Source organism: Psychroserpens sp. AS72 (assembly GCF_038900375.1).
Lineage (GTDB): Bacteria > Bacteroidota > Bacteroidia > Flavobacteriales > Flavobacteriaceae > Psychroserpens.
The window spans coordinates 148,722-167,496 of the sequence record NZ_JBBMRC010000001.1; the positions used below are offsets into that span (position 1 = coordinate 148,722).

General features: G+C 32.4%; 15 protein-coding genes. 8 read left to right on the forward strand and 7 right to left on the reverse strand.

From position 1 onward, the window contains the following. Nucleotides 1–69 precede the first annotated feature (69 nt). From WNY78_RS00655 to WNY78_RS00670, 4 genes are all read left to right on the forward strand, one after another. Complete coding sequence (locus WNY78_RS00655) at nucleotides 70–627, forward strand: hypothetical protein (protein ID WP_342871246.1); 558 nt, start codon at nucleotides 70–72, stop codon at nucleotides 625–627. Nucleotides 628–808: 181 nt separating this feature from the next. Beyond that, a complete protein-coding gene (locus WNY78_RS00660) occupies nucleotides 809–1,729 on the forward strand; it encodes a hypothetical protein (protein ID WP_342871247.1) in 921 nt (306 codons plus the stop codon). 158 nt (nucleotides 1,730–1,887) lie between these two features. Further along, complete coding sequence (gene rsgA / locus WNY78_RS00665) at nucleotides 1,888–2,955, forward strand: ribosome small subunit-dependent GTPase A (protein WP_342871248.1); 1,068 nt, start codon at nucleotides 1,888–1,890, stop codon at nucleotides 2,953–2,955. Nucleotides 2,956–3,230: 275 nt separating this feature from the next. Then, a complete protein-coding gene (locus WNY78_RS00670) occupies nucleotides 3,231–3,476 on the forward strand; it encodes a DUF6090 family protein (RefSeq protein ID WP_342871249.1) in 246 nt (81 codons plus the stop codon). Nucleotides 3,477–4,229: 753 nt separating this feature from the next. Here the strand turns inward: WNY78_RS00670 and WNY78_RS00675 are convergent. The 7 genes from WNY78_RS00675 to WNY78_RS00705 form a co-directional block, all read right to left on the reverse strand. Next, nucleotides 4,230–4,523, reverse strand: coding sequence for a F0F1 ATP synthase subunit epsilon (locus WNY78_RS00675; RefSeq protein ID WP_342871250.1), 294 nt, complete (start codon nucleotides 4,521–4,523; stop codon nucleotides 4,230–4,232). 80 nt (nucleotides 4,524–4,603) lie between these two features. Beyond that, on the reverse strand, nucleotides 4,604–6,112 hold the full coding sequence (gene atpD / locus WNY78_RS00680) for a F0F1 ATP synthase subunit beta (protein ID WP_342871251.1): 1,509 nt from the start codon (nucleotides 6,110–6,112) through the stop codon (nucleotides 4,604–4,606). A gap of 179 nt (nucleotides 6,113–6,291) precedes the next feature. Further along, nucleotides 6,292–7,941: a G-D-S-L family lipolytic protein gene (locus WNY78_RS00685; protein WP_342871252.1), complete on the reverse strand. Its 1,650-nt coding sequence runs from the start codon at nucleotides 7,939–7,941 to the stop codon at nucleotides 6,292–6,294. A gap of 11 nt (nucleotides 7,942–7,952) precedes the next feature. Then, nucleotides 7,953–10,742 (reverse strand): TonB-dependent receptor, encoded by a 2,790-nt coding sequence (locus WNY78_RS00690; protein WP_342871253.1) that lies wholly within the window; start codon nucleotides 10,740–10,742, stop codon nucleotides 7,953–7,955. 197 nt (nucleotides 10,743–10,939) lie between these two features. Next, nucleotides 10,940–12,787, reverse strand: coding sequence for a glutamine--fructose-6-phosphate transaminase (isomerizing) (gene glmS, locus WNY78_RS00695; protein WP_342871254.1), 1,848 nt, complete (start codon nucleotides 12,785–12,787; stop codon nucleotides 10,940–10,942). A gap of 6 nt (nucleotides 12,788–12,793) precedes the next feature. After that, nucleotides 12,794–14,443, reverse strand: coding sequence for a DUF4270 domain-containing protein (locus WNY78_RS00700; protein ID WP_342871255.1), 1,650 nt, complete (start codon nucleotides 14,441–14,443; stop codon nucleotides 12,794–12,796). Nucleotides 14,444–14,454: 11 nt separating this feature from the next. Next, nucleotides 14,455–15,264: a glycogen/starch synthase gene (locus WNY78_RS00705; RefSeq protein WP_342871256.1), complete on the reverse strand. Its 810-nt coding sequence runs from the start codon at nucleotides 15,262–15,264 to the stop codon at nucleotides 14,455–14,457. A gap of 109 nt (nucleotides 15,265–15,373) precedes the next feature. Here WNY78_RS00705 and panC point away from each other — a divergent pair, with 109 nt between their 5' ends. Genes panC through WNY78_RS00725 form a run of 4 tightly spaced genes read left to right on the forward strand, consistent with a single transcriptional unit; the run spans nucleotide 15,374 to nucleotide 18,727 of the window. Next, entirely contained in the window at nucleotides 15,374–16,225 is an 852-nt protein-coding gene (gene panC, locus WNY78_RS00710) for a pantoate--beta-alanine ligase (RefSeq protein WP_342871257.1), read from the forward strand. A 13-nt stretch (nucleotides 16,226–16,238) separates the two neighbouring features. Continuing rightward, nucleotides 16,239–16,589 (forward strand): aspartate 1-decarboxylase, encoded by a 351-nt coding sequence (panD, locus tag WNY78_RS00715; protein ID WP_342871258.1) that lies wholly within the window; start codon nucleotides 16,239–16,241, stop codon nucleotides 16,587–16,589. Nucleotides 16,590–16,638: 49 nt separating this feature from the next. Next, nucleotides 16,639–17,547 carry a lysylphosphatidylglycerol synthase transmembrane domain-containing protein gene (locus tag WNY78_RS00720; protein ID WP_342871800.1) on the forward strand — a complete coding sequence of 303 codons (909 nt, stop codon included), beginning with the start codon at nucleotides 16,639–16,641 and terminating at the stop codon, nucleotides 17,545–17,547. 37 nt (nucleotides 17,548–17,584) lie between these two features. Then, nucleotides 17,585–18,727 carry an alpha/beta hydrolase-fold protein gene (locus WNY78_RS00725; RefSeq protein WP_342871259.1) on the forward strand — a complete coding sequence of 381 codons (1,143 nt, stop codon included), beginning with the start codon at nucleotides 17,585–17,587 and terminating at the stop codon, nucleotides 18,725–18,727. The last annotated feature ends 48 nt before the right edge of the window (nucleotides 18,728–18,775 follow it).

Genomic DNA, 18,775 nt, shown 5'->3' on the forward strand with positions numbered 1-18,775 from the left:
CAACACACGAGCGAAGCGAACTGGTGAAGCAAACCATACACAACAACGTTAGCACTAATTTGAAAAACAATGAACCGATTCGGTAAAATCCTAGAAAAATACACTTCCGGAAAAAAAATATTGGGTCTTTTTATACTGACCAATGTTGTTTATCTATTCATGTTACTGGTTACGATTCCAAAGACAATGGGATTCTCCAACGGAATGAAATTGTTGGATATGCTGCCAACGGGATATAATCAGGACTATGTAAATAAATTATTTAGTACACTTGGTGAAAATGGACGTGAAATTTATTTAACTAACCAAATACCTGTGGATATGATTTATCCGCTACTTTTTGGACTGACCTATTCTTTGCTTTTGGCATATTTTCTAAAAAAATTAAACAAACTCAAATCCCCTTTTACCTACCTTTCTCTGTTACCAATAATTGCGGGAATCGCGGATTATCTGGAAAATATTGGGATTATCACAATGTTGAACAGTTATCCAGATTTGACAGAGACTACAGTTAATGCAACCAATACTTTTTCAGTTATAAAAAGCACCACAACCAGTATATTTTTTATTGCTTTGATAGTAATCTTAATAATACTTGGAATTAAATTCGTAAAAAAGAAATAAAACTAGTGCTAACAAGGTGTATAATTAATTGCTAATGTTGTGTTTACTCGGAAAATCCTATAGATTTCCCTCTGGTTCGTTTTCTTTTATTAACTTAGTTATTACCAATGCAACACACGAGCGAAGCGAACTGGTGAAGTAAACCTCACACGAACATGTTGGCAACAATTAAAACAGAACTATGAAAAAATCAACTTTAACGAATCTGATTGCAGTTTTAATATGTTGTTTAACAATACAGATGCAAGGTCAAGAAACTTGGATTGACACTTCTATTCATAGTGGGTTAATAGAATTAAAAACAGATTATTCTTTTAAAACTTTGGTCTCAAATAATTCTATAAAAACTACAGCAGAAACTCTGAAAAACCTGAACAATGCTAAATTGTACTTTGACAAAATATTTCAAACAGATTTAGACTTTGCTGTTTTATTCATTGAAAATAAAGAGTGGAGTAAATACGCATATTTCCCACCACCTGGTTTACCTCAAGCTGGGAATGGAAATATAATACTTGGATTAGATAAGTCTGTTGTTTCGCGAGAAGTAGAAAAAATGGTTACTCAATTACCTGAACAATATTGGACTTCATTAAAACCAGTTTACGGAGAGAATATTGATTTAGATCTCTTTTACCGAGAGACCTTATCAATTCACGAATTAGCACATCTTTATCATTTTAAAGAAGGGACTAAACCGCAAAGAAAGTGGTTACAAGAATTATTTGCCACATTGAGTATGTATTCTTTTATAAAAGAGAAATCTAATTCTTCTTATGAATTAATGGATACCTATCCAGAATTTGTAATACAATCTGGAGATAGAATGGCTGAATATAAAACACTCAAAGACTTTGAAGAAAAATATGTTCAAAAACTGACGCCTCAAAACTATGAATGGTATCAAATGCAATTCTATCAAAACGCAAAGTCAATAATTGATTCCGGTAAAAGCGATATTTTAATTAAGCTTCTCAATTTCTTGATTAATACAGATTTAAGCAAAAACGAAATACTTTCTGACACAGAATTATCAACTCGTTTGGAAAAAGAGGTTGGAAAAGAAATAGCTGATATCTTGACAAATTGGAAACATAAGTAACCGCAGCCAACAACGTGCATAACCAATTGCTCAGTCTGCGTATACTTAGAAAATCCTACGGATTTCCTTCTGGTTCGTTTTCTTTTGCTAACTTAGTTATTACCAATGCAACTAGCTATACAAGAATACGTTGTGTTCATACAGTTAATTCACCTGAAATGAAACTTGAAGATTTAGGTTATAATACGAGTTTAGATACATTCCGAAAAGAACAAATAAATAAGTCATTTGATGTTGGTCGTGTTATATTGGAACATAAAGATAGATATGTTGTTAAAACAGAGTCTACAGAATTTGAAGCTGAACTTATAGGTAATTTAAGGTTTACTGCACAAAGCAGATACGATTTGCCAGCTGTAGGAGATTGGGTTGCAATTTCCCAATATGATGAGAATAAAGCGTTAATACATGCTATTTACCCTAGACATTCCATTATTGAAAGACAAGCAGTTGGAAAATCTGCGCAAATTCAAATTATTGCTACTAATATTGATTATGGTCTAATTGTTCAATCAGTAAATAGAGATTTTAATATTAATCGCTTAGAACGGTATTTAACAATTTGCAACACTTCTAAAGTTGAACCAATCATTATTTTAAGTAAAATAGATTTAATAGATGAGCCAACATTAGACAGATATATCAATGAAATAAAAGAACGAATCAAAACTATTTCTGTAATTGCAATAAGCAACCAATCTCGTGTTGGTTTAGATGAATTAAAAGCAATTATAAAAAAAGGGAAGACTTATTGTTTGCTAGGTTCATCTGGAGTTGGAAAGTCAACACTTCTAAATCTGCTATCAGGTAAAGAACTTATGAATACAGGTTCTATAAGTGAGCGTATTGATCGAGGAAAACATATTACCTCACATCGAGAATTAATTATTTTAGAAAATGGTGGAATTATAATCGACAATCCTGGAATGAGAGAAATTGGTATCACTAATACTTCCGCTGGACTTGAAATTACATTTGATGAAATAATTGAATTATCTCAAAGTTGTAAATTCAAGAACTGCACACATATAACAGAACAGGGTTGTGCAATACTCGATGCGGTTGAAAATAAACATATCGATCTAGATTCTTATAATAATTTTCAAAAGATGGAAAGAGAAAGAACCTTTTATGAATCTACTGTTGAGGAAAAGAAAAAGAAGGACAAAGACTTTGGAAAAATGATTAAGAATGTAAAAAAACTAAGAAAACGAAATAAGTACTAAGCATAACAATGTTTATAATTAATTATCTCGATATGTACTCTATATTCTGGTTTGTTTTCTTTTAATAACTTAGACTTAGCCAATCTGTATTTTGATATTGTAGGCGTAACAAGTGAACGAAGTGAACCGTCGAAGCAAACCATAAATGAAGATGTTGTGTTTCATAATGAATAACCACTAAACAATGATTAAATTCTTTAGAAAAATACGATACGACCTTATGGAAAAAAATAAAACTGGAAAGCCTGCCTTGCCAGCTGGTAGGTATTTTAAATATGCAATATGGAGAAATTGTTCTTGTGGTTATCGGAATTTTAATTGCATTACAGATAAATAATTGGAATCAATCAAGACAAAATCAAAAATTAGAATTAGACTATTTAATAGGAATTAAGTCTAATCTAAATGATGACATCGATGAACTAGAAGCGCATTTCGTTAGAGATACAATTAAATTTGATGCCTATACATCCTTGGTAAGAACTTTTAATTCCACAAACTTTCTATCAAAAAACAAGTAATAATATCAAATCTGCGTACAACTAGCAGACTTAGCTGGTTAGAAGGTCAGAACAATTTGAAAATTTAAAATCTTCAGGAAAGCTAAATTTAATTCAATCAGACACGATAAGTAATTCAATTCAGAAATACTATAGATTTTTTGAAGAAGTCGTCAAACAAGAGAGTTTATATAATTCTCAAATCATTATTTTTAATGATAGAAATCAGCACTATTATAATAATTCATCTTTTATCGAACCCAATTTTGATGACCGATGGAATGCAAATACAGGACCACCAAAGTTAACGTTTCTTGAAGGGCCAAATTTTAGTGCTATTAAACCAATCTTAATTGAGAACATTAGTAAGATGAAGTCATGGGAAATTAATTCGCATATGGTAAGACTAGCTTTATATAAAAAGGCAAAAACATTAAATAATCTAATTGAACAATATATAATTGAAAACAAATAACAAAAGCATAACAAGATGTATAATCAATTGCTAGTCTATGTGTACATAGAAACCACTTAGGATCGTTTATTTTAATTATTTTGACTAGCCAAAAAGAACATCTGAGCGAAGCAAACTAGTGAAGCATCCGTAAGTAAACACCTTAGGTTGTATTGCTAAGTAATTCGTGAAAATGTTTTTGAGGTTATTGAAAATACGAGTTCTTATAATTCAGATGGAATAGAAAAAACATATATAAAGAAAAAAACGTCAAACTTTAAGTTTGACGTTTTTTATATTTTAAATTTCCGAAGAAAAAATTAATCTGCTAATACAATAACTTTATTGTCTTTCATTTCAACTGTTCCAGAATTAATTTTCACAGTTAAAACCTTATTGTCATCATTGTGAGGTATAACAGACGCATGTAGCTCATCAAATACTAAATGAGATTGTGTGTGCGTATTAATTTTAATAGTACCTGATGATAATAATGAAATAATAGGAGCGTGATTGTTTAACATTTGAAACTCACCATTAATTCCTGGTACAACTACTGAGTCTACTTCACTACTAAACAATGTAGCTTCCGGTGATACAATTTCTAAAAGCATAATTTTTAAGTATTTAGTATTTAGTATTCAAAATACAGTCACTTATCGCTAACTGCTTAATTGAAGACTGATTACTAGGTTTAAGCTTCTGCAAGCATTTTTTCTCCAGCTTCAATAGCTTCTTCGATAGTTCCTTTAAGGTTAAACGCTGCTTCTGGTAAGTGATCTAATTCACCATCCATAATCATGTTAAATCCTGTAATTGTTTCTTTAATATCAACTAAAACACCTTTAAGACCTGTAAATTGCTCAGCAACGTGGAAAGGTTGTGATAAGAAACGTTGTACACGACGTGCACGGTTTACAGCCATTTTATCTTCTTCAGATAATTCTTCCATACCTAAGATGGCAATAATATCTTGTAATTCTTTATAACGTTGTAATAACTCTTTAACACGAGTTGCACAATCGTAATGCTCATCTCCTAAAATATCTGCTGCTAAGATACGTGATGTAGAATCTAATGGATCTACTGCAGGATAAATACCTAACTCAGCAATCTTACGAGATAATACAGTTGTTGCATCTAAGTGAGCAAAGGTTGTAGCAGGAGCAGGATCGGTTAAATCATCTGCAGGTACGTAAACCGCTTGTACAGATGTAATAGATCCTTTTTTAGTTGAAGTAATTCGTTCTTGCATTGCACCCATTTCAGTTGCTAATGTTGGTTGGTAACCTACTGCAGAAGGCATACGACCTAATAGTGCAGATACCTCAGAACCAGCTTGAGTAAAACGGAAGATATTATCTACGAAGAAAAGTACATCTTTTCCTTGTCCGTCACCAGCACCATCTCTAAAATATTCTGCTATAGTTAATCCTGAAAGTGCTACACGAGCACGAGCTCCAGGAGGCTCATTCATTTGTCCGAAAACGAAAGTTGCTTTAGAATCTTTCATTCCAGGTTTATCAACTTTAGATAAATCCCATCCGCCTTCTTCCATAGAATGCATAAAGTCATCACCATATTTGATAATTCCAGATTCTAACATTTCACGAAGTAAATCATTACCCTCACGAGTACGTTCTCCTACACCAGCAAATACAGAAAGTCCACCGTGTCCTTTTGCAATGTTGTTAATCAACTCTTGAATTAATACTGTTTTACCTACACCTGCACCACCAAATAAACCAATTTTACCACCTTTTGCATAAGGCTCAATTAAATCGATTACTTTAATACCAGTATATAAAACTTCTGTAGAAGTTGATAAATCTTCAAACTTAGGTGCTTGTCTGTGTATTGGTAAACCAGCATTTCCAGCTTTAGGTAAATCACCTAAACCATCAATGGCATCTCCAATTACGTTAAAAAGACGTCCGTAGATATCTCCGCCAATTGGCATTTGAATAGGAGCTCCAGTTGCATTAACTTCAGTTCCTCTGCTTAGACCATCAGAAGAGTCCATCGCAATTGTACGAACTGTATCTTCACCAATGTGAGATTGTACTTCTAATACTAAAAGAGATCCATCAGCTTTTTTAATTTCTAAAGAATCATAGATTTTTGGAAGTTCAGCACCAGCTCCGAATTCAACATCGATAACTGGACCTACTATTTGTGCAACTTTACCTGTAACTTTTGACATTACTTATGTGTTTAATGTTTAGATATTTCAATTGAAAAAACATTCGTTTTTCGCGCTGCAAAGATATATTTTTTAATTTAAAAATAAAGTCTATTTTTTGGCTTTTTTCAGTATAAAAAAAACACCCTCTTTCTTAGCTTAAGAAAGAGGGTGTTTTAAGTATGTAATTTGTCTTTATTTTATTGCAAATTTTCGGAGTAGTTAGTTGGGTAATTACCAACATCTACGAAATTACCTGACGCTTCAAAATTAGAACCGTAAGTTGCATCAATAGCTCTCATAAATTCATTAGCAATTAGAGCATAACCTCTTGCATTTGGATGTACACCATCTAAAGAGAATGCACCACCTGTAACTAAATTAGATGTTAATGTGAAATCGCCAGTTGTGATACCACCATTAGCTAATTGCGTTAATAACAAATTTGCATCAACAAAAGCTAATCCAGCTTGACTAGCAGTTGCAGAAATAGTTGAATTGAAACCATTAGTAGCTATAGCAATTTCTGCTTGTTCAGCAGGTAATAATACCCATTTGTCTTCTAAAGGAAGTGTTACACCTTCAGTAGCAAATTGAGCTGCTAGAGCAGGAGGTAAATTTTGAGTTTCTAAAAATGCTGCAAACCCTTCGTTTACTTCTCCAATTATTGATGCACTTGGCAACACTAATAAGTCGTCTGCATTAGCTTGTCTAGCTTGTCCATAAATAAGACCGAATAAAGTAGCGACATCTCCAGCTGCTTCTGCTGGAAGTCCAAATGATTGAACAAAAGCAGGAAAAGTTGGACTTGCATTTAATACGCCTGTGATTTGAGCAGATAAATTCATTAAACCTTCATCAAATACTACTACTGGACTTGCAGCTGTTTCAGAAAAAACAATTTGACGATCAGTTGCATTTGGAACGCCTTGACTTTCTAAATATGCAAATACTTGATTTAATTGACCGAAAACACCATTTAAAGTTGGGATTAATGGTCCAAAATCTTCGTTTGTTGGATCTAATGGTGCAAATGGTACAGTTGTAAAATATGGTATTGTAGTTACATCTGGAATATTAGCAACGACACCTTGAGCGCCTTGAGATGTCAATGTGCTTATTAATGTACCGTATGCAAAATCAAAAGTAGCTTGATCTGTTAATGATCCAGAAGCTCCTCCAGAGGTCGCATAACCTAGTACATCGTTATTACCAATCCATAATGAAAAGAATGTAGGCGTTTGATCCATTGCTAATTCTATAATTGATGCATCTGTATTTCCAGCGATTCTAATAGCGTATGGATTTGCAGCAGCAGGAAAATTCGCTAAGTTACCATAGCCATTTCCTAATAAGTGAAAACTCAATGCTCCAGGTACACCTAAATTATTAAAAGGTCCAGTTGGGTTATTTAATGCGAAATCTGTAGTTGGTACAGCTAAAGGATTTAAACTTTCTAAAGCTACAGGTCCTGCACCTCCAAATACTAGTCTTGGTTTAAAAAGTGTATCACCTGTCATAGGATTAACAACTACTTGTCCTCCAGCAATTAATCCACCATAATTGTCATTCATTAGTGGTTGCGTAAAAGCACCACCACCTAAAAGAGCGAATTTTTGAGACAACGTATTTGGAAAAGAGTTCTCTTGACCTGCTATAAATAATGCATTATCAGTATAACCAGCTGTTAAAGAATTTCCAAGTGACACGTATTTTGAAAAGTTTGCAGAGCCAGCAGACAATTCAGGAAGTACAACTTCTGGTTCTGTAATTTCATAATCTTCTTCATCGTTACAGGCTGTAAACCCGATAAGGACTGCAGAAAGTAATATATATTTTATAGTTTTCATTATTGTAATTTTTATAAGTTATTAATAGTCCATGATGCATAATACATAGATCCAATATTACCAGTACCAAATGCGGTGAAGTATTCGTCACCAGTTAAGTTAGTGGCACCAATTTTAAATTGTGATTTTAAACTAGGAATTCTATAATTAAGTTGCGCATCTAAAACATGAAACTCAGGTACTACACCATTTCCAAAAGTAGCTTCCCAGAAATAATCATCACTAAATCTATATGCAATATTAAATCCGAAGTTTTTAAATAAGTCTGTATTTCCAAAATTAGCTTTGAACTTATGCTCTGGAGTGTTAAAGTTGGTTGTGAAATTTGGAAACTTTTCTTGATCGAAATCTAGTTTAGCGTAAGTATAACTTCCACCTAAATCAAAATCTCCAAACACCTTTGTAGATACTCCAATAGCTGCACCATAAGAATTTACTTCAGCTTTAGCATTTGTATAAGCGCTGTAGCCTTGGAAATCACCATTAACGATTGCTAAGACTGATAATGAGCCATCACCTGCTGTACCGTAAAGTGGTGCAGCAACTCGCTCTTGAGAAATAAAATCTTTGTAACTGTTATAGTAAACGCTTAAATCAATAATAAATTTCTTGACTTTACCTCTATAACCTATTTCTGCAGAAGTTACTTGCTCTGGTTTTACCAAAGAAGAATTTGCAACCTCTAATACGTTAGGGTCTCCTGTAGCTGCAAAATTCTCTAATGAAGTTGCAGAATAAGAATTAGTGTAAGGAGCAGCACCAGTTTGATTAACAGTTGCTGGTTGTCCAAGCGCTTGACCTGCACCAGAAACAGCTAAATTTCTAGACCAACGATCTAGGTTGCTAGGCGCAGAACCTACTAAGAATCCTTGACCAGAATCTAATCCTATAAATAAATCTTGAGTGGTTGGATTTCTAAATCCTTTTTGAACAGAAGCTCTAATATTGTGATCTCTATTTACAGTTAAACCTGCAGAAATTCTTGGAGAAAGAAAGCCATCAAAAAATTCGGATTTATCATAACGTACAGATCCTGTTAACTTCAATTCCATATTCTCATTTAAGTCTAAGTTTTTTTGAATTTGAGTATACATACCAAATTCTGAATAATCAATTGGTCCATCTGTATCTGTGTAAATTGTACCACCAGAATTAAGACTGTACTTTCTATAAGATCCACCAACTTGAATTTCAGCAAAATCAATTAAGTGACTAAAGTTATAATTTGCATCTCCATGGTAATATTTAGAAGCATCTTGAAATTTAGAACCAGTTAATAGGTTAGGGTCGTTGACACTTTTATTAAATGCTGCATCATATTCTGGCGTTCCAGGTTCAAAACGACCTGTTTCTGCAGTAGCTCGACCAATGGCATGTGCTTGTTCATTTGTAGCTCCACCTAAGGTCGCTTGAACATAGGCACCAGTATATTCTCCAAAATAAGTAGCATGAGGTTTCCAATCATTTAAAATCTGAATTCCTGTAAATACCATGTCATAAGAATCTCCTGCATTATCTGCCACAACATATCCTCTTACAAAGAAATTATCATTTCTTACTTCTAATTTATGTTGTTCTTGGAAAAAACCATTAATATTATATCTATTTAAACCTTGGTAAATTGTAGTTCCAGTTCCCACTTTACCAACATATGAAATCTCTAAATTATTATCTTCAATTGGGCGATAGTATAATCCCCAATCTGCTTTTATACTTTCAGCATTATAATTGGTTAAATCACGCTCATTGTAACCTATTCTAGTAACTCTTTCTGAAGGAACTAGCGCATTTGCACCAGCTGGTAGTATACCTAAACCTTCAAGCGTTAATGCAACATCTTTTATGTTTGCTCCAACTTCATCACCATAGACGTTAACTCCATTGTAACTCAAGTTTGAAGCTCTAGTTCCTCCTTCTAAGTCTTTATCGACCTCACTAGTTGCTTGCCAATCTGTTCCTTGTAAGTAACCAAAATTCACTTTTGCAGCAAACTTATCACTGAATTTATAGGCCATTCTAATACCTATATCTGTATATTCATTATCTCCAGCTGCTTCCTGAGAAGTAATACCTCGTTTTAAGGAAACACTAATACCTTGATGATCAAAAGGGTTTTTACTTCGCATGAATAAAATACCATTAAAGGCATTTGCTCCGTAAAGTGCAGAAGATGCACCAGGAAGTAATTCAACACTTTGAACATCTGTTTCAACCATACCTACTAAATTTCCAATAGGGAAGTTTAATGCAGGTGTAGAGTTATCCATACCATCAACTAATTGCATGAATCTGTTATTAGCAAATGTTGCAAAACCTCTTGTGTTTACAGATTTAAATGTTAAACTGTTTGTATTGACATCAACACCCTTTAGGTTTTCTAAACCATCATAAAAATCTGCAGATGCAGTGTTTTTAATTTCTTTAAGACCAAATCGCTCGACTGTAACAGGAGATTCAAAAATACGTTCTGGAGTTCTAGAAGCAGAAATAACGACTTCATCAAGCGCACTACCTTCTGTCATTGTGATATCAACAGTTTGTGGATTTGTTGTTATTTCTTTTGTTACACTTTCAAAACCTACACTACTTACTTGGATAGAGAAAGGAGGTGCTTGGTTTACCACTAAAGTATAATTACCATCGAAATCTGAAATTGTACCTGTAGTTGTTCCAACAACAATGATATTTGCACCTGGTAATGGAATACCATTATTATCGATGACTTTACCTTTTACTGTTGTTGTTTGTGCAAAAGTTAGAGCACAGCAAAACAGCATCATAATCTTGAAAATTGTTTTCATTTTAGAGAATTAGTTAAATTTAGTAAAGCAATATAAATAATTTAATGACACTGAAATGAAAAAAAGCAAAAAAATTATGCGTGCATAGTAATTTTTAACAATAAATGAATGTATTTTTTGTGTGATTGATAAAAAAAAAAGCTGAAAATATGGATTTCACATTTTCAGCATTTTTTTTAACAAATATTAAGATTCAACTATTCTACCGTAACTGCTTTTGCAAGGTTTCGAGGTTGATCTACATTTTTTCCTAGCATAAGTGCTATATGATAAGATAAAAGTTGTAATGGTATTGTCGTTAACAAAGGTGTTAAAGATTCTATAGTTTCTGGAACTTCAATCACATGATCTGCTAAGTTTTTTACTTGCTCATCACCAACAGTAACGATACCAATAATTTTACCAGATCTTGATTTAATTTCTTGAATATTACTAACTACTTTTTCATAATGCCCTTTTTTAGTAGCGATTACAACAATAGGCATGTTTTCGTCAATCAAAGCAATAGGACCATGTTTCATTTCTGCAGCTGGATATCCTTCAGCATGAATATAAGAAATCTCTTTAAGCTTAAGTGCGCCTTCAAGGGCTACTGGGAAATTAAAACCTCTTCCAAGATATAAGAAATTCTTAGCATCTTTATAGATTGCTGCAATAGTTTTGACATAAGCGTCAGACTCTAATGCTTTTTTTACTTTCTCTGGAATTAACTCCAATTCGATTAAATGCATTCTAAAATCAGAACTTGAAATTGTTCCTTTAGCTCTTGCTAAACGAAGTGCAATTAATGTGAGTACAGTAATTTGGGTTGTGAATGCTTTTGTTGATGCAACTCCAATTTCTGGTCCAGCATGCGTATATGCACCTGCATGAGTTTCTCTAGCAATAGAAGAACCAACAACATTACAAACTCCAAAAACGAATGCGCCTTTAGATTTAGCAAGTTTTATAGCTGCAAGTGTATCTGCAGTTTCACCAGATTGAGAAATAGCTATAACTACATCACCTTCATTTATTATTGGGTTTCTATATCTAAACTCTGAAGCGTATTCAACTTCAACAGGAATACGAGCTAAGTCTTCAAAAATATATTCTGCTACTAAGCCAGCATGCCAAGATGTACCACACGCAACAATAATAATTCTATTAGCATTGAGGAATTTTTTCATATTATCTTCAATACCAGCCATTTTTATAATAGCTTCATTTGATAATAATCGTCCTCTAAAAGTATCTAAAATCGCACTTGGTTGTTCATAGATTTCTTTAAGCATAAAATGCTCATATCCACCTTTTTCAATTTGTTCAAGATTCAATTGAAGTTCTTGAATGTAAGGAGCAACTAGAGAGTCATCTTTTATTTTTCTAATTTTCACACCTTTATGACGACGTACAATTGCCATTTCTTCATCTTCTAAATAAATAGCATTTTTGGTGTATTCAATAAAAGGTGATGCGTCACTAGCTATGAAAAACTCATCTTCTCCAATTCCTATGGCAAGTGGGCTTCCTAGTCGAGCAACAACAATTTCGTTTGGTTTGTTTTTATCAAAAACAGCAATAGCATAAGCACCTACAACTTGATTTAATGCAATTTGTACAGCTTTACCTAACTTTGTGTTTTCTTTTTTCTTAACGTCTTCAATTAGATTGACAAGAACCTCAGTATCTGTGTCAGATTTAAAAGTATAACCTCGAGTAATTAATTCTTTCTTTAGAGACTCATAATTTTCTATAATACCATTATGAATGATTACTAAATCCCCAGAATTTGAATAATGTGGATGTGAATTAACATCATTTGGCACACCATGTGTTGCCCAACGTGTATGCCCAATTCCTAAAGTACCATTAGTAGTGATTTCTTTTTCAAGACGCTCTTCTAAATCTGCAACTTTACCTTTCGTTTTAGATAATTTAATATCAGTACCATCGTAAAGTGCAATTCCTGCACTATCATAACCTCTGTATTCTAAGCGTTTTAACCCTTTGAGAATTATTGGGTAAGCTTCTCTATGGCCAATATAGCCTACAATTCCACACATATAATTTTAGTTGTTTGGTTCTGTGAAAAATATTTCTAAATATAATTTTTTGTCTTGATCACTAGTGTTGTTACCATATAAAACAGTTCCTCTAGGTGATACAATAGAGCTTACAGGAACTTTATCCTCATCATCACTTGGATTGAGTAAATCATACTGAATGGAGCTACCTTCTAAGTTAACATTACCAGAAACTGCTAGACCGAGCTTAACATTAGTAGAATCTCTAAGGATTAGATTATTTAGATGTTCTGTTATTCTAATTTTGTACCTTATTCCTTCACCTGTTGCTTCATCATTTTCTCTTTCTAAAGGTACTAAATGAGAACTTATTGATAGTTCAGGATTGGTTGTATTTGTGTTGTCAAAGAAATAATCTGTTAATGCTACGTTATTATTCATATCATATAAGAAGACACGATTTGGTTCGTCTCCACTTGCATTAACTTCATCTTGTTTAACATAAAACACAAGATTGGCTTCATTGATTAGCTTTTTTGAGCTTACAAAGTTTCCATCATCATCAGTTTCTACAAATTCTTTTTTAAACAATTCAAAAGCATTGTCTGTTTGATTGTCTTCATCTAGGTCTTCACCATTAAAAAGTTTTATTTCTGCGATAGACCCTTGCCCACCTTTTAGATATAAATTAGCATCACCAGTAGTTTCATTACCACTTATTAGCGGGAAATCATTTGATATAAAGTTGACTCTATTACCTGTGAAACTAAACGTGAAAGTTGTTTGTACGCGATCTAAACCTTCAGTAAAAGGATCTCTAGTGTAATAAATAGTGATGTTTGCAGAACTAGATGCCATATTTAATAGCATCATTTTACCTTCTGTAGAAGTTGGCTCTGCCTTAAAATAAAGACCTCTGAAATAATTATTAAAATTATTAATATTACTTAATTCAGTCTCACCAGACATGTCAATTATCTTTTCTTGCCAATATGCATTGTCCTCAAATTTAATTCTTAAAGAAGGTGATATTCTATTTAATTCTTGTGTCTCTCCATCTTCATCTATTTCAGTTAAGATAATTTGATCAGCACTAGGATTAAAATTTAATATTTGATGTAATAAATTACCTTCTAATTGAGAACTACTTATCATATCTGAACCAGTTGTCATATCAGAATAATAATTTTGAGGTGTATTAATATCTGAAGCAGTAGGATCATAATCTCTTAAAAAGTAATTACTTTCATAAATTGATAAATTAATTGTGCCTAAACCAAATATGGAGTCTAATTCATATTGTGTAATTCCATCAGAATCAATTCCTGTTACAGTACTAAAATATGGAATTGTCATTACTACAGAGTCAATAACAGGTTCAACACCAAAGTCTGGGCCTTGTGCTCCAGCTCTAATTTGTGTTACTAAGCTTGCTGTAGTGCTACCATAACTAACGCTAGGATCTTTATAAATACCTAAAAGATTTATAGGTAAAGCATTTGTTTGAACAGGATCTAATGCTTTAGTATAGGCTATAACATCAAATAATCGTGCATTTGTATCAAAATGAGTAGCATTGGCATTATTGATAATATCTGAGTCGATATTCGCAAAATCTTTGTCACAGGCAATAAAGGAGATTAGCAAAACAAACAGTAATGCTAAGTGTCGCAGGGCAATTTTTATTTTTTTCATAAATCTATTTACTATTCTAAAACTCTAGTAGTGTAAAATTCGGTAAAATGGTCAGCAAAATCTTCAATTGGGAAATAATCCAAAACAGGTTTTTCAGAAGCATCTAAATACTCACTTAATTCTTTTGGCAATTCATTTGAGCCTTTAATTAGTGCATCAGAATTATCTATCGCAATTTTCATAAGATTATTGTATGTAGGTTTTTCTAAACCTTTAATCTTATCATCATCGATATTATCAAATTTCACTTTATTAATCATATTCTTATCTAACGTGCCTTCAAAGGTTTGATTGTATACAGAAGTCACAATTTTACTTTCGGTAAATAAAGGTTCGTTTTTGTAAAACTCTTTTAGGTATAAAGGCAATAAAGAGGCTAACCATCCATTAACATGAATAATATCTGGAGACCAGTTTAGTTTTTTTACTGTTTCAATGACACCTTTTGCAAAAAAGATTGCACGTTCGTCATTATCATTAAAAAGTTTTCCATCTTCATCAGTCAATGTTGCTTTTCTTTTAAAATACTCTTCGTTATCTATAAAGTATACTTGTATTCTTTCCTTCGGAATAGAAGCCACTTTAATGATTAATGGCATATCCAGGTCATTGATAACTAAATTAATACCAGATAAACGAATAACTTCATGAAGTTGGTGTCTTCTTTCATTTATGTTTCCATAACGAGGCATAAATATTCGTATTTGTCCTCCTTGTTTGTTTACCATTTTTGGAGCTTCAAATGACATTGAAGAAATCTCTGTTTCTGGTAAATATGGTACAACCTCAGATGACACATACAATATTCTCTTATCTTTCATAAATCTTTCGTTTTTGTAATTAAGTGTAAAAAACATGCAAAATTACAAAAATTTATGCAGATTGTCAGTAAAATATTAAGTTTGCACGCTGTTAAACTTTTGTTATTGTATGAGAATTTTTAAAAATAAAACAGACTTAATCGCTTATGTCGATACATTAAAGTCAGATAAAAAAACCATAGGTTTTGTGCCAACTATGGGTGCGTTACATGAAGGTCATGGCTCCTTAATTAGCAAAGGTTTGAGTGAAAATGATGTTATGGCTGTTAGTATTTTTGTAAATCCTACTCAGTTTGATAATCAAGAAGATCTTGTTAAATATCCAAGAACTTTGGATAGCGATGTTGAGTTGTTGACTACGATTTCCGAAGAAAAAATAATAGTTTATGCACCAACAGTAAATGATATTTATGGAGATAACGTAACATCTACGTCATTTTTTTATGATGGTTTAGAACATGAAATGGAAGGCCGTTTTAGACATGGTCATTTTGATGGTGTTGGTACAATTGTAAAGCGACTTTTTGAAATTGTAAGGCCTGATACCGCTTATTTTGGTGAAAAAGATTTTCAGCAATTAATGATTATCAAAAAATTGGTAGAAAAACACAATATACCTGTAAACATAATTGGTTGTAAAATACATAGGGCTAAAGATGGTTTGGCAATGAGTTCTCGTAATACAAGGTTAAAACCAGAATATCGAGAAGCTGCACCTTTCATATTTAAAACCATAAAAGCTGCTAAAGAAAAATTTGGCACAAAAAGTGCTAATTATGTCACAAAGTGGGTGACTCAACAATTTGCTAAACATGATTTATTAGACTTAGAATATTTTATTATAGCAGATATAAAAACCCTAAAAACAGTTAAACGAAAATCTAACAAAAAAGCATATAGAGCATTTATTGCAGTATATGCAGACGATATTAGACTTATAGATAATATCGCACTAAATTAATTATCTTTGCCTCATGCAAATTCAAGTTGTAAAATCTAAAATTCACCGTGTAAAAGTTACAGGTGCAGAGCTAAATTATATTGGTAGTATTACTATTGATGAGGATTTAATGGAAGCTGCAAATATTATTCAAGGTGAAAAAGTTCAAATTGTCAATAATGATAATGGAGAACGCCTAGAAACCTATTGTATTCCTGGTCCACGAAATAGTGGTGAAATCACTTTAAATGGAGCAGCTGCGCGAAAAGTAGCAGTTGGTGATACACTTATTTTAATTACATATGCGTTTATGGATATTGAAGACGCTAAAGTGTTTAAGCCTTCATTAGTTTTTCCTAATGAGGCTAACAACCTCTTAAATTAAGCTTTTGAACAAAAAGACTGGTAAAATCCTAAAAATAACACTCCCTTTATTGTTAGGAGTGGCATTGGTGTGGTATTCTTTGTCTAAAATTTCAGTGGAAGAGCTAATTACTTACTTCAAAAATGCCAATTATACTTATATATGTCTTGGTTTGTTTTTTGGACTTTTAAGCCATCTTTCTAGAGCTTATAGGTGGAAATTTATGATTGAACCATTGGGTTATACATTGAGATTTCCTAATAGTATCATGGCCGTTTTTGCTACGTATCTTGTTAATTATACGATACCACGAGCTGGAGAAATTACAAGAGCTACCATTTTAACAAATTATGAAGGAGTCCCTTTTGAAAAAGGTTTTGGCACAATTGTAGCAGAACGTATTGCAGATCTAGTGGTTATGTTAGGTATTATTACAGTCACTTTGTTTTTAGAATTTGATTTTATTTATCAGTTTTTTTCTGAAAGATTTGATCCTTATAAAATTATTTTAGGTGCTGTTGGACTTATTGTAATAGGATCTCTCTTTTTCTTATTTGTAAAAAAGAGTCAATCAAAAATCGCTGTTAAAGTGCGTTCTTTTGTTAATGGACTAGTTGAAGGCATTTTGAGTATTTTTAAAATGAAAAATAAATGGGCTTTTATTTTTCATACTCTATTTATTTGGGGAATGTATATTTTGATGTTTTATGTGACAACATGGGCAATTCCAGAAACGTCTAATCTGCCTTTAGCAGCTATATTAATTGGATTTATTTCTGCTAGTTTCAGTATCGCTGCAACAAATGGAGGTATAGGTTCTTATCCAGTAGCAGTATATGCAGCTTTTTCAATATTTGCCATTGCAAAAGAACCTAGTATAGCTTTTGGTTGGATTATGTGGTCATCCCAAACACTTATGATTATTGTGTTAGGTGGATTATCTTTAATTTACTTACCAATTTATAATAGAATTAAATAATTTTTTACCTTGCCTCAATTATTAAACCTTGCTTATCATGAATAAATTTATAGTATTAATTTGTTTTGGTTTCTTTTTCCAAATCGCAACTTCTCAAGTGATATATGAGACCATTGAATCCTCTAAACTTGGTGAAACAAGAGAGATTAAAATTCAATTACCAAGAAATTATGATCCTGAAGGTGATATTTCTTACCCATTAGTTGTTGTATTAGATGGTGATTATTTATTTGAACCTATGACTGGTAATGTAGATTATCACTCATATTGGGGAGATATGCCAAAATCAATTGTGATTGGTGTCAATCAGGCTAAAAAAAGAGATGAAGATTTATCTTTTAGTGATACAACGTATTTTCCGTCAGATGAAGGAGGCTCTCAGTTCTTCGAATTTATTGGTATGGAGCTTATACCTTATATAAATGATAATTATTTGACTTCAGATTTTAGAATCGTAGTAGGACATGATCAAAGTGCTAATTTTCTTAATTATTGGTTATTTAAAGACAAACCTTTATTTAGAGGTTATATAGCTTTTAGTCCAGATTTATCACCTGAGATGGTAAATCGTTTAAATGAAAAGCTCGCTATAACTACAGAAGATACATTTTACTATTTGGCTACAGCCGATAATGATGTCAAAGGTTTAAGAGAAGATATTTTAGCTTGTAATACTTTACTAAGCGCTATTGAAAATCCAAAGCTACATTACAGATTTGATGATTTTACAGATGCAGATCATTATTCTCTTGTAGGTTTAGGGATTCCTAAAGCTATTAACGAAATTTTTGGTCTATATAAACCTATTAACAAACAGGAATATGTTGAGAAAGTATTGACCTATGAAGAAGGTCCTTATGCTTATTTAATGAAAAAATACGAAGATATTGAGTTCTTCTACGGGTTTGAAAAGAAAGTAGTTGAAAATGATCTGAGAGCCATTTTAGCAGCAACAAAGAAAAAGGACGATATAGAGTCTATGAAAAGTTTATCTAAACTTGCGAGAAATGAATATCCTGAATCAATGATTAGTGCATACTACTCTGGGTTATATTATGAAATGGCAGGCAATGATAGAAAAGCTTTAGTTCAGTATCAATCTGGTTTGCTTTTAGAATCTTCTGAGTTTGTAAACAAGGATATGTTACTGGATAAAATCTATGACCTTCAGGAGAAATAGTTAATTAATTTGTGCATTTCGTCGAATAAATTAGTAGTTTAACTTATT

What these genes read in the sequence shown, in the direction of transcription:
- panD (WP_342871258.1), top strand. Translation starts at nt 16,239, where the DNA reads ATGCAAATTCAAGTTGTAAAATCTAAAATTCACCGTGTAAAAGTTACA.
- WNY78_RS00675 (WP_342871250.1), bottom strand. Translation starts at nt 4,523, where the DNA reads ATGCTTTTAGAAATTGTATCACCGGAAGCTACATTGTTTAGTAGTGAA.
- panC (WP_342871257.1), top strand. Translation starts at nt 15,374, where the DNA reads ATGAGAATTTTTAAAAATAAAACAGACTTAATCGCTTATGTCGATACA.
- WNY78_RS00725 (WP_342871259.1), top strand. Translation starts at nt 17,585, where the DNA reads ATGAATAAATTTATAGTATTAATTTGTTTTGGTTTCTTTTTCCAAATC.
- WNY78_RS00685 (WP_342871252.1), bottom strand. Translation starts at nt 7,941, where the DNA reads ATGAAAACTATAAAATATATATTACTTTCTGCAGTCCTTATCGGGTTT.
- glmS (WP_342871254.1), bottom strand. Translation starts at nt 12,787, where the DNA reads ATGTGTGGAATTGTAGGCTATATTGGCCATAGAGAAGCTTACCCAATA.
- WNY78_RS00655 (WP_342871246.1), top strand. Translation starts at nt 70, where the DNA reads ATGAACCGATTCGGTAAAATCCTAGAAAAATACACTTCCGGAAAAAAA.
- WNY78_RS00690 (WP_342871253.1), bottom strand. Translation starts at nt 10,742, where the DNA reads ATGAAAACAATTTTCAAGATTATGATGCTGTTTTGCTGTGCTCTAACT.
- WNY78_RS00700 (WP_342871255.1), bottom strand. Translation starts at nt 14,443, where the DNA reads ATGAAAAAAATAAAAATTGCCCTGCGACACTTAGCATTACTGTTTGTT.
- WNY78_RS00660 (WP_342871247.1), top strand. Translation starts at nt 809, where the DNA reads ATGAAAAAATCAACTTTAACGAATCTGATTGCAGTTTTAATATGTTGT.
- WNY78_RS00670 (WP_342871249.1), top strand. Translation starts at nt 3,231, where the DNA reads ATGCAATATGGAGAAATTGTTCTTGTGGTTATCGGAATTTTAATTGCA.
- rsgA (WP_342871248.1), top strand. Translation starts at nt 1,888, where the DNA reads ATGAAACTTGAAGATTTAGGTTATAATACGAGTTTAGATACATTCCGA.
- atpD (WP_342871251.1), bottom strand. Translation starts at nt 6,112, where the DNA reads ATGTCAAAAGTTACAGGTAAAGTTGCACAAATAGTAGGTCCAGTTATC.
- WNY78_RS00705 (WP_342871256.1), bottom strand. Translation starts at nt 15,264, where the DNA reads ATGAAAGATAAGAGAATATTGTATGTGTCATCTGAGGTTGTACCATAT.